The 16,547-nt window shown below is 61.1% G+C and carries 17 protein-coding genes; 14 read left to right on the top strand and 3 right to left on the bottom strand.

The genetic code is table 11. From position 1 onward, the window contains the following. The first annotated feature begins 6 nt into the window (after positions 1 to 6). The 8 genes from V7651_RS11505 (at position 7) to V7651_RS11470 (ending at position 5,436) form a co-directional block, all read left to right on the top strand. Entirely contained in the window at positions 7 to 234 is a 228-nt protein-coding gene (locus tag V7651_RS11505; protein WP_335613270.1) for a DUF1272 domain-containing protein, read from the top strand. 51 nt (positions 235 to 285) lie between these two features. Next, positions 286 to 957 (top strand): thiamine phosphate synthase, encoded by a 672-nt coding sequence (thiE, locus tag V7651_RS11500; RefSeq protein WP_335613269.1) that lies wholly within the window; start codon positions 286 to 288, stop codon positions 955 to 957. A gap of 68 nt (positions 958 to 1,025) precedes the next feature. After that, complete coding sequence (gene efp / locus V7651_RS11495; protein ID WP_035538945.1) at positions 1,026 to 1,592, top strand: elongation factor P; 567 nt, start codon at positions 1,026 to 1,028, stop codon at positions 1,590 to 1,592. Between the two features lie 12 nt (positions 1,593 to 1,604). Then, positions 1,605 to 2,429, top strand: a complete 825-nt coding sequence (locus V7651_RS11490; protein ID WP_335590080.1) for an inositol monophosphatase family protein — start codon at positions 1,605 to 1,607, stop codon at positions 2,427 to 2,429. Positions 2,430 to 2,500: 71 nt separating this feature from the next. Beyond that, positions 2,501 to 4,000: a flavin-containing monooxygenase gene (locus V7651_RS11485; protein ID WP_335613268.1), complete on the top strand. Its 1,500-nt coding sequence runs from the start codon at positions 2,501 to 2,503 to the stop codon at positions 3,998 to 4,000. Positions 4,001 to 4,070: 70 nt separating this feature from the next. After that, a complete protein-coding gene (locus V7651_RS11480; protein ID WP_335613267.1) occupies positions 4,071 to 4,358 on the top strand; it encodes a GIY-YIG nuclease family protein in 288 nt (95 codons plus the stop codon). Positions 4,359 to 4,480: 122 nt separating this feature from the next. After that, positions 4,481 to 4,639 (top strand): hypothetical protein, encoded by a 159-nt coding sequence (locus tag V7651_RS11475; protein ID WP_335613266.1) that lies wholly within the window; start codon positions 4,481 to 4,483, stop codon positions 4,637 to 4,639. Positions 4,640 to 4,770: 131 nt separating this feature from the next. Continuing rightward, positions 4,771 to 5,436 carry a DUF6624 domain-containing protein gene (locus tag V7651_RS11470; protein WP_335613265.1) on the top strand — a complete coding sequence of 222 codons (666 nt, stop codon included), beginning with the start codon at positions 4,771 to 4,773 and terminating at the stop codon, positions 5,434 to 5,436. A 31-nt stretch (positions 5,437 to 5,467) separates the two neighbouring features. Here V7651_RS11470 and V7651_RS11465 read toward each other — a convergent pair whose 3' ends face one another. Beyond that, a complete protein-coding gene (locus tag V7651_RS11465) occupies positions 5,468 to 7,306 on the bottom strand; it encodes an ABC transporter transmembrane domain-containing protein (RefSeq protein ID WP_335590085.1) in 1,839 nt (612 codons plus the stop codon). A gap of 166 nt (positions 7,307 to 7,472) precedes the next feature. On the opposite strand from V7651_RS11465, the gene rpmE reads away from it, so the two are divergent. Next, entirely contained in the window at positions 7,473 to 7,691 is a 219-nt protein-coding gene (gene rpmE, locus V7651_RS11460; protein WP_034736379.1) for a 50S ribosomal protein L31, read from the top strand. A gap of 153 nt (positions 7,692 to 7,844) precedes the next feature. Here the strand turns inward: rpmE and V7651_RS11455 are convergent, their stop codons facing one another. Next, entirely contained in the window at positions 7,845 to 9,425 is a 1,581-nt protein-coding gene (locus tag V7651_RS11455) for a caspase family protein (protein WP_335613264.1), read from the bottom strand. A 157-nt stretch (positions 9,426 to 9,582) separates the two neighbouring features. Further along, positions 9,583 to 11,040, bottom strand: coding sequence for an alanine/glycine:cation symporter family protein (locus tag V7651_RS11450; protein ID WP_035539777.1), 1,458 nt, complete (start codon positions 11,038 to 11,040; stop codon positions 9,583 to 9,585). Positions 11,041 to 11,201: 161 nt separating this feature from the next. Here V7651_RS11450 and miaB point away from each other — a divergent pair, with 161 nt between their 5' ends. The 5 genes from miaB to lnt are packed head-to-tail and all read left to right on the top strand — an operon-like array spanning position 11,202 to position 16,543. After that, positions 11,202 to 12,578, top strand: coding sequence for a tRNA (N6-isopentenyl adenosine(37)-C2)-methylthiotransferase MiaB (gene miaB / locus V7651_RS11445; protein ID WP_335613263.1), 1,377 nt, complete (start codon positions 11,202 to 11,204; stop codon positions 12,576 to 12,578). A 38-nt stretch (positions 12,579 to 12,616) separates the two neighbouring features. Then, a complete protein-coding gene (locus V7651_RS11440) occupies positions 12,617 to 13,558 on the top strand; it encodes a PhoH family protein (protein WP_035539884.1) in 942 nt (313 codons plus the stop codon). 8 nt (positions 13,559 to 13,566) lie between these two features. Continuing rightward, positions 13,567 to 14,016, top strand: a complete 450-nt coding sequence (gene ybeY, locus V7651_RS11435) for an rRNA maturation RNase YbeY (RefSeq protein WP_035539781.1) — start codon at positions 13,567 to 13,569, stop codon at positions 14,014 to 14,016. Positions 14,017 to 14,029: 13 nt separating this feature from the next. After that, positions 14,030 to 14,896, top strand: a complete 867-nt coding sequence (locus V7651_RS11430; RefSeq protein WP_335613262.1) for a transporter associated domain-containing protein — start codon at positions 14,030 to 14,032, stop codon at positions 14,894 to 14,896. Between the two features lie 3 nt (positions 14,897 to 14,899). Continuing rightward, a complete protein-coding gene (gene lnt, locus V7651_RS11425; RefSeq protein ID WP_335613261.1) occupies positions 14,900 to 16,543 on the top strand; it encodes an apolipoprotein N-acyltransferase in 1,644 nt (547 codons plus the stop codon). The last annotated feature ends 4 nt before the right edge of the window (positions 16,544 to 16,547 follow it).

The following is a 16,547-nucleotide window of genomic DNA, read 5'->3' as shown; positions in this document are numbered from 1 at the left end:
CCTGCCATGCTCGAGATGCGCCCCAATTGTGAACGCTGCGACGCAGACCTTCCACCAGATGAAGTCGGCGCCTTCATCTGCTCGTTCGAGTGTACCTTCTGCGATGAATGCACCGATGGTCCGCTCGACGGCGTCTGCCCGAACTGCAAGGGCGAGCTCGAGCCCCGCCCGATGCGCAAGGGCGCGGCGCTCGCCCGCAATCCGGCGAGTACAAAGCGCATCGGGCCGAAGTAACCGGTAAAGCCGCCTTCCTTCCCTGCCCCGCTTGGGCTAGAGAGCCCGCCCATGGCTGAAAAGATCCCTCCGCGCGAGCGCACCCGTCTCTATCTCATCACCCCACCCCGCATCAGCGATGTGGCGGAGTTCGCTGCCATTCTCGAAGGCGCGCTCGAAGCAGGCGATGTCGCCAGCCTCCAGATTCGCCTCAAAGGCGACGGCGGCCTCATCGATGTGGCCGCCACGCGCGAAGTAACCGAGACCGTGATGGCCATGGCGCAAGCCTATGGCACCGCCATCATCATCAATGACAGCCCGGAACTGGCCGTTGAGCTTGGCGCCGACGGCGTCCATGTCGGCCCGGAAGACATGCCCATCAAAAAGGCCCGCGAGATCGTCGGCAGCGACATGATCCTCGGTGCGACCGCCAAGAACAGTCGTCACGCGGCGATGGCCGCCGGTGAACAGGGCGCTGATTATGTCGCCTTTGGCGCCTTCTATCCCACCGAGACCAAGGCTGGCACGGTGCCCGCAGAGCTGGAGCTCCTCGAGTTCTGGCAGGAGACAATGGAACTGCCCTGCGTCGCGATTGGTGGCATCACGGTCGATAATGCCGCCCCGCTTGTCACCGCCGGCGCCGACTTCCTCGCCGTCTCATCCGGCGTCTGGAACCATCCGGAGGGCGCCGCCGCAGCTGTATTTGCCTTCAACGCCTTGCTGGACAGCCTGCATTCGCGTTAACACCCCGCCGCTTGACCCTCGCGCGGCAAAGGCTTACGCCGCGCCAAACCCCAATTAGGACGACTTCAATGGCCAAGATCAATGGTAATGAAATCAAGCCAGGCAACGTGATCGAGTATGAAGGCACCGTATGGCGCGCGATCAAGACCATGGCCGTCAAGCCCGGCAAGGGCGGCGCCTTCAACCAGGTTGAACTGCGCAACCTGTTCAACGGCTCCAAGTCCAACACGCGCTTCCGCTCCAGTGAGACGGTCGAGCGCGTCCGCCTCGAGCAGAAAGACTTCCAGTACCTGTTCGCTGACGACAATGCGTTCACGTTCATGGATACCGAAACCTACGAACAGATCATGATCGAGCGGGACTTCATCGGCGACCAGGGCGCGTTCCTGCAGGACGGCATGATGGTCACGATCGAATTCTACGGCGAGCGCCCGATCGGCGTTGCGCTGCCAGAGCAGGTCATCATCGAAATCCTCGAGACCGAACCGGTCGTCAAAGGCCAGACGGCCGCCAACAGCTTCAAGCCTGCCATGTGCGAAGGCGGCATCCGCGTCCTCGTCCCGCCTTTCGTGGGCGTCGGGGAGCGGATCGTCGTGCAGACCGCCGACAGCACCTATCTGCGCCGCGCAGACTAGTCAGGACCTCCTATGTCAAAACCCTCCGCCGTCGGTTCCGTCATGATCACTGCTGCTCGCGCCGCTGGCCGGGCGCTTGCGCGTGATTTCGGCGAGGTCGAGAACCTTCAGGTTTCCAAGAAGGGCCCGGGCGACTTCGTCTCCAATGCAGACCACCGCGCCGAAGAGATCATCTACGCCCAGCTCTCCAAGGCCCGCCCCGGCTATGGCTTCGTCATGGAAGAGCGCGGCATCATCGAAGGCACGGACAAGTCCAACCGCTTCATTGTCGACCCGCTCGACGGCACGCTGAACTTTCTGCACGGCCAGCCGCACTATTCGGTCTCCATCGCGCTTGAGCGTGAAGGCCAGCTGCTGTGCGGCGTCGTGTTCGACGTTGCCAAGAACGAGATATTCTGGGCCGAAACCGGCCGCGGCGCCTGGCTCGAACAGCGCAAGCTGCGCGTGGCCGCTCGCCGCAAGCTCAGCGAAAGCGTCGTCGCCACCGGCACGCCGTGGATCGGCAAGTCCGAAGCCGCCCATATCGGCTTTGCCCGCGAGATTGCTGCCATGACGCCCGTTTGCGCCGGTATTCGCCGCTATGGCTCCGCCGCGCTGGACCTCGCATGGGTTGCCGCTGGCCGCTTTGACGGCTTCTGGGAGCGCGACCTCAAACCATGGGACATCGCAGCCGGCATCGTCCTCGTGCGCGAAGCGGGCGGTTATGTTGAGGAAATCGACGGCGGCGACGTGCTCAAAACCGGCTCGATCGTCGCGGGCAACGAGGACATCCTCCCCGCTGTGCGCAAGCAGATCCGTCACGCCGACGCCTTCGGCAAGGCCGCCGCCATCAAATAGCACGCGAATATAGGTGACACTCGCGTCATCTATTCTTGTGGCATCGACACTGTCATTGTATCATTCCGGGCATGACCCAGACAGATACAGACATTCTCATCATCGGCGCCGGCCTTTCCGGCATTGGCGCCGCCGTACACCTGACCAAGCGCTGCCCGGATAAATCCTATCGGATTATCGAACAGCGCAGCGCCATTGGCGGCACGTGGGATCTGTTCCGCTATCCCGGCATCCGCTCGGACAGCGACATGCACACGCTGGGCTACAATTTCAAACCGTGGACGGAATCCAAGGCCATTGCCGACGGCCCGTCGATCCGCAAATATGTCCGCCAGACCGCTGACGAATACGGCATCACTGACCAGATCCAGTTCGACACCAAGGTCGTCGCAGCCGACTGGTCCAGCGCCGATCAATTCTGGCATGTGACCCTGGAAACCGCGTCAGGCGCGCGCGAGCAGATCACCTGCGGCTTCCTCTTCCTATGCGGCGGCTATTACAATTACGATCAGGGCTACAAGCCGGAATTCCCGGGTGAAGCCAGCTTCAAGGGCCAGGTCGTCCATCCGCAGCACTGGCCGGAAGACCTGGACTATTCCGGCAAGAAGGTCGTCATCATCGGCTCCGGCGCGACCGCCATGACGCTGCTTCCGGCGATGACCGACAAGGCCGCCCATGTCACCATGCTGCAGCGCTCACCCACCTATGTCGTGTCGCGCCCCGCCGTCGACACGTTCGCCAACAAGCTGCGCAAATTCCTGCCCGATAGCTGGGCCTATGGCCTCATCCGCTGGCGCAACGTGCTGTTCCAGCAATTCTTCTTCCGCCAGACCCGCGCCCATCCGGAAAAAGCCCGCGAACGCCTGCTCGGCATGGTCCGCGAAGAGCTGGGGCCGGACTATGACGTCGAGAAACATTTCACGCCGTCCTATAATCCATGGGAACAGCGCCTCTGCCTCGTGCCGGATTCTGATCTCTTCACAGCCCTGAAGGCCGGCAAGGTTTCCGTCGCCACCGACCACATCGCCCGCTTCACCGAGAATGGCATTGAGCTCAAATCCGGCGAAACGCTGGAGGCAGACATTATCGTGACCGCCACGGGCCTCAATCTTCAATACATGAACGGCATTGATGTCAGCGTCGATGGCGTGAAAGCCGCGCCGGGTTCCCTGCTCAACTACAAGGGCGTCATGGTCTCCAACGTGCCAAACTTGGCGATCACGTTTGGCTATACCAATGCGTCGTGGACGCTGAAGGCTGACCTGACATCGGAATATGTCTGCCGCCTGATCAACTATATGGACCGCAACAACTATGCCTCGGTCACGGCAAAACTGGATGCCTTCCCCGATGAGACCGACCCGTTCGTCGATTTCTCGTCCGGCTATTTCCAGCGCGTGATGGACAAGTTCCCCCGCCAGCACAAGGAAGCCCCCTGGAAGCTCCACCAGAGCTACACAGCCGACATGATGAACCTGCGCTATGGCCGCGTTGACGATGGCGTACTGGCCTTTGAACCGGAACGCGCAACGGCCAAGTCCGAGAACCCGGTTTTACAGGCGGCTGAATAAACTAAAGGGAAGCCGCCCCTGCCTTCGCAGGGGACACGGTGAATAGTGCACGTGTGATTTGGAGGGCCGGGTGGCGTTCTATGTCTACATGGTGATGAACCCCACGACGGGAGCGCTCTATATCGGCCATACGGACGACATATCCCGGCGCGCACACGAACATCGCCATGGACTACTGCCGGGCTGGAGCCGGGACCATGCCTGCAAGAAGCTGGTCTGGTATGCAGAGTTTGAAAGCCGCGACGCTGCCAAACAACGCGAATGGCAGATGAAGAAATGGAAGCGCGACTGGAAGCTGCGGCAGATCGAAGAAGATAACCCGGACGGGGCCGATCTCTACGAACGGCTCAACTGGTAACTCCACGAACCCAGGTTCCCGTGTCCCCTGCGAAGGCAGGGGCGGCGCATAAAGCCTTCCACCCCTATAATTCCCGGAATAGATCCCATACCCTAAGGGCGTACGGAAGAAGGAGTATCTGTATGTGGTTATGGCTATTATGGTGGTGCGTTGACGATCACCTCGCGGCGGCCCTGCAAACACCCGGCCTCGGCGAACTGCCGATCTGGGTCCCGCTGATCCTGTCGCTCGCCTTTGCCTTCACCATTGATGGCAAGGTCAAAAAGATGCGTAAAGGCTAAGCCTGCTCGCTCGCGAATGTCAGGCACAGGCACACGCCACCAGATAGGAAGGGGTCGATATGAAGTGTGCGCAGATACTGGCTATATCAATGGCCATAGCTTGGCTCACAGCCTGCGCGGCGACGGTCCCAATGACTAGCGAACCTGCGGACGCCTACGCCAGTGCACTGGAGGCATTGAGAGTACCGTCTCAAATGGATGGCGAACTTGATACGGCTTGGGAATATTATTTCAAAGTGCACGCGGACTGCGATGGCGCTTTGCCATTCCAATGTGACTTGTATGAGCGCGCCTTTATCGACGCGTATGTTGCCCAGCTTCTCGTTCCAGCAATCGGGCAACAAACCGACGACATCATCATCCTTGGCATACCCTACGAAAAGTTCAGGGCATACGCCGACACCATTTCAGCAAACAATGATGCTTGGCTCCGAAAGGCCATGCAGCACGTCGGCTGGTTCACCATCAGAACCTATGGCGAGACCGCTGATGCTGCAGCCTTCTTGCTGATTCAGCACTCGGGCAACGAAACCTGGCAGCAACAGGTTCTTGCAGACCTGCGTGCTCGTATGGTGCACGGGGAAACGGACCCACAAAATGTGGCGATGCTGACAGACCGGATCGCCATCAAAGAGGGCTCATTGCAGCAGTTCGGCACACAGGGCAGTTGTGTTGCCAAAGGCCAGTGGAAAGCTCGACCGTCATTTGATGCCGAACATCTAAATGAGCGAAGGGCTATGGCAGGCATGCCACCAATTGAGCGGTACGAAACGACGATGTCGTCCAAGTATTGTTAGAACCGGAACCGGTGCAGTGCCTGAACCGGCTTCAGGCCTGCTCGCTGGCGAACTGCAGTTCCGCGAGGCGCGCATAGAGCCCGCCCTTGGCAACCAGTTCGTCATGCGTGCCCTCTTCCACGATCCGGCCCTGCTCCATCACCACGATCCTGTCGGCGCGGCGCACCGTCGACAGGCGGTGCGCGATGACAAGCGTCGTGCGGCCCTCGGCAGCATTGGCAATCGCGCGGCGCACAGCCGCCTCGCTCTCGGAATCGAGCGCGCTTGTCGCCTCGTCCAGCAACAGGACAGGCGCATCCCGCACCAAGGCCCGCGCCAGGGCCACGCGCTGGCGCTGGCCGCCTGAGAGGCTCCGCCCCTTCTGGCCAAGGTCTGTCGCGAGGCCTTCCTTGGCATTCAGGAAGTCCATCGCCTCGGCCATCCGCGCGGCATGCTCCAGCAGCGCCGCATCCGGATTGTCTGTGCCAAAGGCAATGTTCTCGCCCGCCGTGCCGGTAAACAGCGCCGATTCCTGCGGCGCATAGGCAAACTGGTGGCGCCAGTCGCTCGGGTCAGCCGACACCGACGCCACACCATCCAGCGACACTTTCCCCTTTTGCGGATCGAACAGGCGCAGCGCGAGGCGGAACACACTCGTTTTGCCGGCCCCGCTCGGGCCCACCAGCGCAACAAACTCACCCGGCTTCACGGTCAGCGAGAAATCCTCGAGCGCCGAGAGTGTCTCCTCCCCATAGCGGAATGTCACATGATCGAAAGTAAGCGCGCCGGTCACGTTCGCTGGCAGCGCCACGGGATGGTCCGGCGCCGCAATCTCGATATCGGTGTTCAGCACTTCGGCGGCCCGGTCGGCCGCGCCCGCCGCGCGCATCACTTCCCCATAGACTTCCGCCAGCATGCCGATGCCGGATCCCGCATAAAGCGCATACATGACCATCGACGCGAGATTGCCGAACGTCATCTCTCCCGTCGCCACGCCGCGCGCTCCAAGCCAGAGCACCCCCACAAAGCCGCCAAACAGCAGGACAGAAACCATCACGATCATCAGGGCCCGCGCCCCGATCCGCTTCATGGCCGCCGCGAAGGTTGCCTCCACAGCCGTCGTGAACGAGGCAAGGCGCCCGTCCTCGCGCCCATAGGCCTGAACCAGCTCGATCGCGTCCAGCGCCTCGGCTGCCTCAGCACCGGCATCGGAGAGGCGCGACTGCGCCCGGTTCGACATTTTCCGTATGATCCGGCCAATCCCGAGCACTGGCAGGATCGCCACCGGCAGCATGGCCAGCAAAGTCAGGCCAAGCTTCCAGTTCACCACCATCATCATCACCAGCGCGCCTGTCGTGGTCAGCAGCGTCCGGGCCGCCATCGAGGCCGATGTGCCAAGGAAGGTCTCGATCAGGGTGATGTCCGCCGTCAGGCGCGACACGGCTTCGCCTGAGCGCATCTTGGAATGGTAGGCTGGCGACAGCTTCAGGAGGTGGGCATAGAGGTCCCGGCGCAGGTCCGCCGCCACCCGCTCGCCGAAGCGCGACACAAAGTAGAACCGCACGGCCCCAAGCATCCCGGAGCCAATCGCTGCGAGGAACACCCAGAAAAACGCCTTGTTGATCAGCTCCAGTAGTTTCTGGACGTTGCCTTCGGCGGATTGGCCTGCATCCGCCGCCCGGCCCAGCAGAACGGGGATCAACAGGCTCGAGGCCGCCGCCAGGATCAGGAAAACCCCGGCAATCATGACCGTGATCCAGTGTTTCCGGAAATAGGGCAGCAGCAGGGTCAGGGGCTTCAGGCTGCGCGCCTTCGGCCGACCCAGCGCTTCGCCCCCGTCAGGCAACGTGGTACGCCGATCCTCAACGAGGCGGGTCTCTGAGTCAGCCATGGGGAAGTCTTTCTGCGCCGGGCGCTTCGGATTCAAATGCAAGCCCCCCCTTGCAGGGCGGTCCTGTTTCAGTTACACGCCGGGCTTCGAAAAATGGCTGAGACATGCCAGCGCACCTCGTGCGAATTCAACCCGTTACACCAGGCTACATAGAGAGGCCCAGGCTATGAAAAAAGAAGGGCATCCCGATTATCACTTCGTTACCGTTGTGATGACCGATGGCACCGAATATCAGACCCGTTCCACCTATGGCGCCGAAGGCGACAAGCTGGTTCTGGATATTGACTCCAAGTCGCATCCGGCGTGGACTGGCGGCGACGGCAAGATGCTCGACCGCGGTGGCCGCGTGTCGCGCTTCAAGGACAAATTCAAAGGCTTCATGTAAGACCGACGGGTCTTTTATGATGCGTAGAGTGGGATTGCCCCGGCCTTATGGCCGGGGTTTTTCTCATTCTGGGCCAAGGTTCGGACTATTTCGTAGACTATCCGGGGTTTTTACGGGCATTCTTTCGGGCACGCCGGGGCGCGCCGCCGTGCCTCAGTTTTTCTTTTTCTGGATATAAGATTTCCCCATATCCAGCTCTGGCAGCGGGGCCTGCTGCTGCTGTTCCTGCTGATAAGGCAGTTTCGACTTCATCTGCTCCTGCACATAGGGAACGACCGACTTCTGCTCGAGCAAGCCACTCACGGCGCCCAACCGGATCTGCAGCGTTCCCCAGTCTTTCCCGGAACATTGCCCCGCTTTTACCGCCGCCTGCAGAACCCCGTCATTCAGCCGCTCATGGTCATATGTGCGGCACGTTCCGTATATTTCGCTCCAGCGCCGGTCAGTACAGCGATCGGTGCGGGCATAGGCATCAAGGCAGGTGATGGATGAGCGGAAGTCATTTGGCTGTGCCGCATATTTCTGGGCGAAAGCCGCCTCGTTCTGCGCTTCCCATGTGTAACGCTTCATGATCGCCGGCCAGCCCTTGGCCGTACACATGCCCTCACTCACCGTTCGCGACAGCCCGCCATCATCCAGCAGGGCATGTTCATAGGTCTTACAGTCCTCGTAGACGCTGCTCCAGTCATCCGGCTTGCACATGTCCGCCTTGGCATGATCCGCGATACAGGCGAGCGACGCGCTTATGTCAGATCCGCTGGCAACGACTGTGGGCGTGTAAACCGGCGCACCGGGCGTACTTTCAGCCAAGTCCCGTCCATCGCTTCCGTCGGTTGCATTGCAGGTTGCGGCCCGCTCACGGGCGAGCGCAGCCAGTGGACTTGCTGGATACTGGTCAAGGAAAGCGGCGTATTCGCAGGGGCTTTGAGCGAGGTCGAACACGGTCTGCTCGGCGCTGGAGATGCCGGTACCTGCCATGCATTGGGCAAAACAGATGTCCTCGCCCGTCAGGCCGCTATTGTAGAACGGGGTCTGGGCGCCCTCCGTTGCCGTGCTCACACGGTCGGCAACACGCTTGAAAACCTGTTCCGCAATCAGCCCATCCGTCGGCAGCACGGCCGCCAGAGCTTCGGTAAAGGGGCTATGCTGGTTTTCCCCATCAAAGGCTGTAAAGCCCGGCTCCGTCGCATAGGCGATCAACAGTCCTCGTGCGCGTCCGACAGGCGCGAGGCCGCCTGAGAGGTCCCTGGTCGCGCTGGGCAGCGGGTTATTGCGGCAGGCGTCGAGGATGACGAAATTCACCGAATTGCCCGCGCTGTTTATGTATTGCAGGGCATCGCCGAGGCGTGGCGCCTGCCGCCAGAGGTCCTGCTCAGTGCGCGCATTGGCGTCGACAGGGACCAGATAGTTCAGCCCCTCCGACTGAACCCCATGACCCGCATAATAAAACACACCGATCGCGTCGGTCCCGGCCGCTTTCAGGCGCTCGCCATAATCCTGGAAGGCGACTTCCATTTCGTCTTCCGTGGCATTCTTCACTTCCACCACTTCAAAGCCGATCTGCTGCAATGTCTGCGAAATCAGATCGGCATCCTTGACCGGATTGGGCAGGTCCCAGCCTGACTGGCGATAGTCGGAATTGCCGATCACCAACGCGATGCGCGGCTGAGCGATGGCAAGACCTGACAGGCAGGTCATGGCGGCCAACAGGCTAAGAGCGAATTTGCGTATCATCGTCTGTGTCCCCACACGTCATGGCATATTAAGCCAGAAATCCTCCTCTCACGGAACCCTCCTATTCACCTGAGGCGAGAGTTTGGACATGCCGCGCAAGAAAAAGCCCCGCCCCCGGCGAACGGGAGCGGGGCCTGACTTGCCTCGAAGATTCGGCCTATTCTGCTGGCGGGATTGCAGAATCCTCGTCAGCCGCATTCTTCTTCGCCGCGAAATAATCCTTCGTCAGCTTGAACACGATCGGGCTCAGAACAACCAGCGCGACAAGGTTCGGCGCAGCCATCATCCCTGTCAAAGTGTCCGCCACGAGCCAGAAAAGGTTCACAAGGTTCTTGACTTCGCCTTCGAACATCAGCGCGGCAGCGCCGAAGAACACGACGATAATCCAGCTGATACGAAACGGCAGGATCGACTTTTCGCCGAACAGGTATTCGCAGCAGCGCTCACCATAATAGCTCCAGCCGAGAATGGTCGTGAAACCGAACACGGTGAGCCCGATGGCAACGATGTGCTGGCCAATCCCCGGCAAGGAGGCATCAAAGGCCGCCACGGTCAGCGGCGCACCTGTATCACAGCCGGCGGCCTGTCCATTGGCCAGTATGTCATGGGCGGTTGCAGCCGTCGGCATGCAATCCACACCCAGAACACCGGAGGTCAGGATAACCAGCGCCGTAATCGAGCAAACGATCAGCGTATCGATGATCGTACCCAGCATCGCGATAATGCCCTGATCGACAGGATCATGGTTCTTGGCCGCAGCATGCGCGATCGGCGCAGACCCCTGGCCTGCTTCGTTGGAGAAAATACCCCGGGCAACACCTTTCTGCATCGCCAGCATCAGGAGGCCGATCGAAATACCGGTGCCAGCACTGTCAAACCCGAATGCACCCCGGAATATTTGACCAAAAGCAGCCGGAACGGCTTCAATATTCAGCGCAACAACCAGCAGACCACCGGCCAGATAGGATAAGGCCATAATGGGCACCAGCTTACTGGCAACGCTGGCAATCCGCTGGATACCACCGAGAATAACCGCCGCAGCGCCGACCGACAGGGCGACGGCAGAGATGATAGGGGTGATGCCATAAGTGGAATTGAGGGCATCAGCGATGGAGTTCGACTGGATCGACGCGCCCGTGCCCCAGCTTGCGAGAACGCCAAGGGTGGCAAACACGCCGCCCAGCCAGATCCATTTCGAACCCATACCGTTCTTGATGTAATACATCGGCCCGCCGACATGGCGCCCCTCTGCATCAATTTCCCGGAACTTCACGGCCAGCACGCCTTCGGAATACTTGGTCGCCGTGCCCACAATGGCCGTCATCCACATCCAGAATACCGCGCCCGGGCCGCCAATGGCGATGGCCGCGGCAACGCCGGCAATATTGCCGGTGCCGATTGTGGACGACAGCGCCGTCATCAGGGCGCCGAACGGGGTCACATCACCTTCGTCATTGCTGTCAGGCTTCTTGAACAGCTGTTTGAAGGCGTAAGGTAGCCGCGTCACCGACAGGAAACGCAGGCCGATCGTCAGATACAGACCTGTTCCGAGCAGCAGGGTCAGCATCGGAATGCCCCATACCAGCCCGTTGAGCGAGTGAATCAGATTTTCCATGGGCCTCCCCGGCCTCCCTGTTTGATTAAACTGGCGCCACCCTAGCCACGTTTGCCCTCATGTGAAGCTTTAGTCACTTTGCCAACCGGGCCCAACTGCCATTCCCCAACAGCCGCACAAGGTTCTGGCAGAACGGGCGCTTTTGAGGCATAAGCCCGCGGATGAATTCAACCGACACCGCAAAGCCCGCCAAAGGTCTCTTTATCCGGACCTATGGCTGCCAGATGAACGTATATGATTCCGAACGCATGCGTGATGTCTTGCGCCCCCTCGGCTATGCGCCGGTTGATGGGCCCGAAGACGCCGACCTTGTCGTCCTCAACACCTGCCACATCCGCGAAAAGGCGACCGAAAAGGTCTATTCCGAACTTGGCCAGCTGAAGAAGATGAAAGAGGCCTCCGGCGGCCGGATGACGATTGCCGTAGCAGGTTGCGTCGCCCAGGCCGAAGGCGAAGAGCTTATCCGCCGCCAGCCGGCAGTTGACCTCGTGCTGGGCCCACAGGCCTATCACAAGCTGCCGGAAATGATCGCCCGCGTCAGCCGCGCCGTTGGTGACCGCCTGGAAACCGAGTTCGAGACGCTCGAAAAGTTCGACGCCCTGCCGAAAGCCCGTGAAGTGGATGGTCCCGCCGCTTTCCTCTCGGTGCAGGAAGGCTGCGACAAGTTCTGCACGTTCTGTGTCGTGCCCTACACACGCGGCGCCGAGCTCTCGCGCAGTGTCGATGATATCGTTGCCGAGGCGCGCGGCCTTGCGGCGCAGGGCGTTCGCGAAATCACCCTTCTCGGCCAGAACGTGAACGCCTTCCACGGCGCAGCTCCTGTCCTTGAAGGCGTGGCTGACTGGACGCTTGGCCAGCTTTGCCGCCACATTGCCAAGATCGGCGGCATTGACCGCATCCGTTACTCAACAAGCCACCCGCGCGATATGGATGACGACCTGATCGCTGCCCACGGCGACACGTCCGCCATGATGCCTTTCCTGCACCTGCCCGTGCAGTCCGGCTCCGATCGCATTCTCAAGGCCATGAACCGTGGCCACACAGCAGCCGATTTCCACGAGATCATACGCAAAGTACGCGCGGCCCGGCCGGACATAGGCCTCGCCTCCGATTTCATCGTCGGTTTTCCGGGCGAGACCGATGACGATTTCGAAGCAACGATGGACCTCATCCGACAGACAGGCTTCGCCACGGCCTATTCATTCAAATACTCCAAGCGCCCCGGCACGCCGGCCGCCGAGATGTTCGGCCAGGTGCCGGAAGACGTGAAGGATGCCCGCTTGCAGGCCCTTCAATCCCTGCTGCGTGACCAGCAAACGGCCTTCAATGCCTCATGCATCGGTCGGACAATGGACGTACTTGTCACCGGCAAGGGACGACGCCCAGGCCAGATCCATGGCCGCTCGCCCTATCAGCAGGCCGTCCACTTCGAAGGACCGGAAAGCATGATCGGCCAGATCGCCTCTGTGCGCATGATCGATTCCAGCATGAATTCACTGACCGGCCAATGCGTGTCGGTCCGAGAGGACGCCGCGTGACCGTCAAGCGCCGTAAGCCCGCCTCGCCCGAGGCACCGATCAGCCGCATCTACGAAGTCCGCAATGCCGAGCGGCTGCGGGACCTGTGCGGCCCGCACCATCGCCATCTCCAGATACTTGAGACCAAGCTGGCCGATTTCGGCCTGCGCGCCGAAAGCCAGGGCGGCGGCATCCTGCTGATCGGCACCGCAGAAGGGGTTTCCATCGCGGAGGCGACGCTGGCCGAACTCGAACGCCGCATCCGCAGCGGCACGGAGGCCAATGACATGGAAGTCGAAGGCGCCCTCGAAGCAGCCCTCACCCCTGCCCAGACATTTGGAGGATTGGTCGGCCTTAAAAAGCCAATCAAGCCCCAGACACGCGGTCAGGCCAAGTACCTCGAACTGCTTGCAAATGCTGACAATGCCCTCGTCTTTGGCGTCGGCCCGGCCGGCACAGGCAAGACATTCCTCGCCGTCGCGGCAGGCGTTGCAGAACTCACCACGGGCCTGCGCCAGCGCCTGATCGTAACCCGCCCGGCCGTTGAGGCGGGCGAGAAGCTCGGCTTCCTGCCGGGTACGCTTGAGGAAAAAGTCGACCCCTACATGCTGCCGATCTGGGACGCCCTGCGCGACCTTATGGGACAGGAGCAAATGGAACGGCGCATGGCGCGCGGTGAAATCGAGGTTGCTCCACTCGCCTTCATGCGCGGCCGTACGCTCAAGAATGCGTTCGTTATCGTCGATGAGGCACAGAACACGTCCGTCGCCCAGATGAAAATGGTGCTGACCCGCCTTGGCCGCGACAGCCGCATGGTGGTGACGGGCGATCCCGGACAAGTCGACCTTCCGGGCAGCCAGCCATCGGGGATGAAACACGCCCTGCGCATCCTTGAAGGCGTCGATGGCATTCAGGCGCATTACCTCACGGCTGCAGACGTTGTCCGCCACGGGCTGGTCAGCCGCATCATCGATGCCTACGCGGCCGCCGGAGAGGGCTGACCCACACAATGATCGATATCGACCTGATCGTTGAAGATGACGGCTGGGACGCCCTCGGAAACCTCGAAGCCCTGAGCCAGCGCGCCTTCGATGCCGGGCGCAGCGTGGAACGAGCTGACGGCACCGTGTCGCTTCTCCTGACAGACGACGCTGTGCTCCAACAGCTCAACAAGGACTTCCGCGGCATCGACAAGGTGACCGACGTCCTGTCCTTCCCGGCCCTGCCGATGGATCGCCCGCTTCTCGGCGATATTGCCGTCGGATATGGCATCAGCACACGCGATGCCGCCGCACAGGGCAAAACACTCGCAGACCACCTCACCCACCTCCTTGTCCATGGCTATCTCCACCTGCTCGGGCATGATCACATGCAGCCGGACGAAGCCGAGATCATGGAAGCCCTCGAAATCGCGGCCCTTGCCTCACTCGGCATAGCCAATCCCTATGAGTCAGATTAAAGCACCTAATTAGATGAGCGACCCAGACCCTTCAGATCCTGTCCCTAGCGGGCGATTACGCAAGATGTTCGGCTTTGGCCGCAAGGGACATGATGCCGAACATCAAGCTTCCGACTCCGCTGACGGCACACCGTCCGTCACACCCCACGACATGCGTCTGCGCATTGTCGAGTTCGAACAGCTCCGCGTTGAAGACGTCATGGTGGCGCGCGCGGAAGTAAAAGCTGTCGAAGTCGGCACTGAGTTTCCCGATCTTCTGAAGTATTTCGCCGAAGTGACCCACTCACGACTGCCCGTCTTCCGGGAGTCGCTCGATGATCCGATCGGCTTTGTCCACATCAAGGATGTTGTGAAGGAACTCGCCACAGGCGGCGAAATCAACAAGCGGCCGCTTGAGCGCCTGCACCGCGAAGTGCTCTATGTCCCGCCTTCGATGAAGCTGACAGATCTGCTTGTGAAGATGCAATCAACGCGGATACATCTTGGTCTTGTCGTCGATGAATACGGCGGCACAGATGGCCTCGTGTCCCTTGAAGACCTGGTCGAAGAAATCGTCGGTGACATCGAAGACGAACACGACGATGAGGAGCCCATGTTCGTGCGCCGGAGCCAGCGGGTCTGGGAAGCCGATGCACGCACCGAAATCGACGATTTCGCAGAGGAAACCGGAATTGATCTTGAACTCGCCGACATGGAAACGGACATCGACACGCTTGGCGGGGTTGTCTTCGCGCTTGCGGGCAAGGTACCTGTCCGTGGTGAGGTCCTGCGCCATCCCAGCGGCGTCGAAATCGAGGTCATGGATGCAGACGCGCGCCGCATACGCCGCCTTCGCCTGCGCACACCGGAGACTGGCGCAGAGCCAATTCCCCAGGAGTAGAGCATGAAAGACGGAGTGCGCAGCCACGGGTTCACCGCCCTTGGCCCCCTGCATGAGGCGTTCGCGCGCCTGACGGGCTGGGCCGCCGCCGGCACAGCCTTCCTGCTGGGCGCTTTCTCGGCGGTCGCCTTCGCACCTTTTCACTTCAGCGCCGTACTGGTTATTTCCTTCACTGGTCTCGTCTGGATGCTGGATGGCGCCCGAGGTCACAGGCGCTGGGGCAGGGCCGTGTTCCTGCGGACCTGGGCCTTTGGGGTCGGCTTCTTCCTGATCAGCATGCACTGGACGGCGGCGCCCTTCCTCGTCGAGCCCGAAAAATTCGCGATCTTTCTGTGGATGCCACTGATCCTGCTGCCTGCCGGCATGGCCCTGATCTGGGGCGCAGCGGGCGCCATGGCAGGCGCTTTCTGGTCAGCCTCGCCCTCGCGGGTTTTCGTTTTTGCCCTTTTCTTCTCGCTGGCTGAATTTGTACGCGGGCATTTGTTCGGCGGCTTCCCCTGGAACCTGCCTGGCACTACCTGGGTCCCCGGCGGCGCGCTTTCGCAGGCCGCGTCCGTCGGCGGTGTCTACTGGCTCACCCTTCTCACTGTCTTCGTAATGGCCGCCCCCGCCGCATTGGTAGACACCCGCGATATGCGCGGCCTCGCCGTGCGCATGATGCCTGTCTTTGGCGCCGGCATACTCGTTGCCCTTGGCTGGGCATGGGGCGCGCAGCGGATTGCCGAGCCGTCGCCGCTGTCCGACACGCAAATCGTGCTGATGGATTCCGGCGTGCCACAGGACAAGAAATGGGAAGTCGGGCCAGACCCCATCCTCAACGAATACATCAAGATGATGACGACAGAGGAAGGCGCCCCGGGCGACATCATCCTCTGGCCGGAAGGCGCTATCCCGGTGAACCTGCTGCAGGACCCCAACGCCATCGACATCATCGATGCCTACCTCGGGCCACGTGTCCTCATAGCTGGGACCACGCGCTATGAAATAACGGGTGATGACGCGCGCGATTATTTCAACAGCCTGACCGTCATCGACCAGAGCGCCGCGCGCTCCGGCCCCCTCGCACTCTATGACAAGCACAGGCTTGTCCCCTTTGGCGAACTTGCCGCCGCCGAGGTCATTCCATTCGGCCGCTACATTTCCGGTATCCTTCCCGGCGCCATGCAGCGCATGGCAACGGATGGCTTCAAGCCGGGCCCTGGCCCTGCCGTGATCTATGCAGACAACGTCCCGCCTTTTGTTGCCATGATCTGCTACGAAGGCCTCTTTCCCTCTATCCCGCGCAACGCGAACCTGAATGGTCGAGCCGACTGGTTGGTGCTGATTTCCAACGACGCATGGTTCGGGGGCGGAATGGGCCCGGCACAGCATTATGCACAGAATCGCTACCGCGCGATCGAGACCGGCCTGCCCATGGCACGCGTTGCCAGCCGTGGGGCGTCAGGAATTGTTGATGGCTATGGCCGCGAAGTTTTGCGCGGAACGCCCTATGCCAGCGCACCCGAAGGCTGGAGTGCCGCTTACGGTCGCGGCCGTTTGCCGGTTCCTGCGGAAGAGACAATTTACCAACACCGCATCGGCATAATTCTCTTCTGGCTGAGCATCTGTCTATTCGCAGGTCTAGCTTTCGCAAGCTGGCGGCGTTAAAGTG

It is taken from the genome of Hyphomonas oceanitis, from assembly GCF_036964545.1.
GTDB lineage: Bacteria > Pseudomonadota > Alphaproteobacteria > Caulobacterales > Hyphomonadaceae > Hyphomonas > Hyphomonas oceanitis.
The sequence above is the reverse complement of the archived record's forward strand: the minus strand, read 5'-3'. Positions and strand labels throughout refer to the sequence as shown.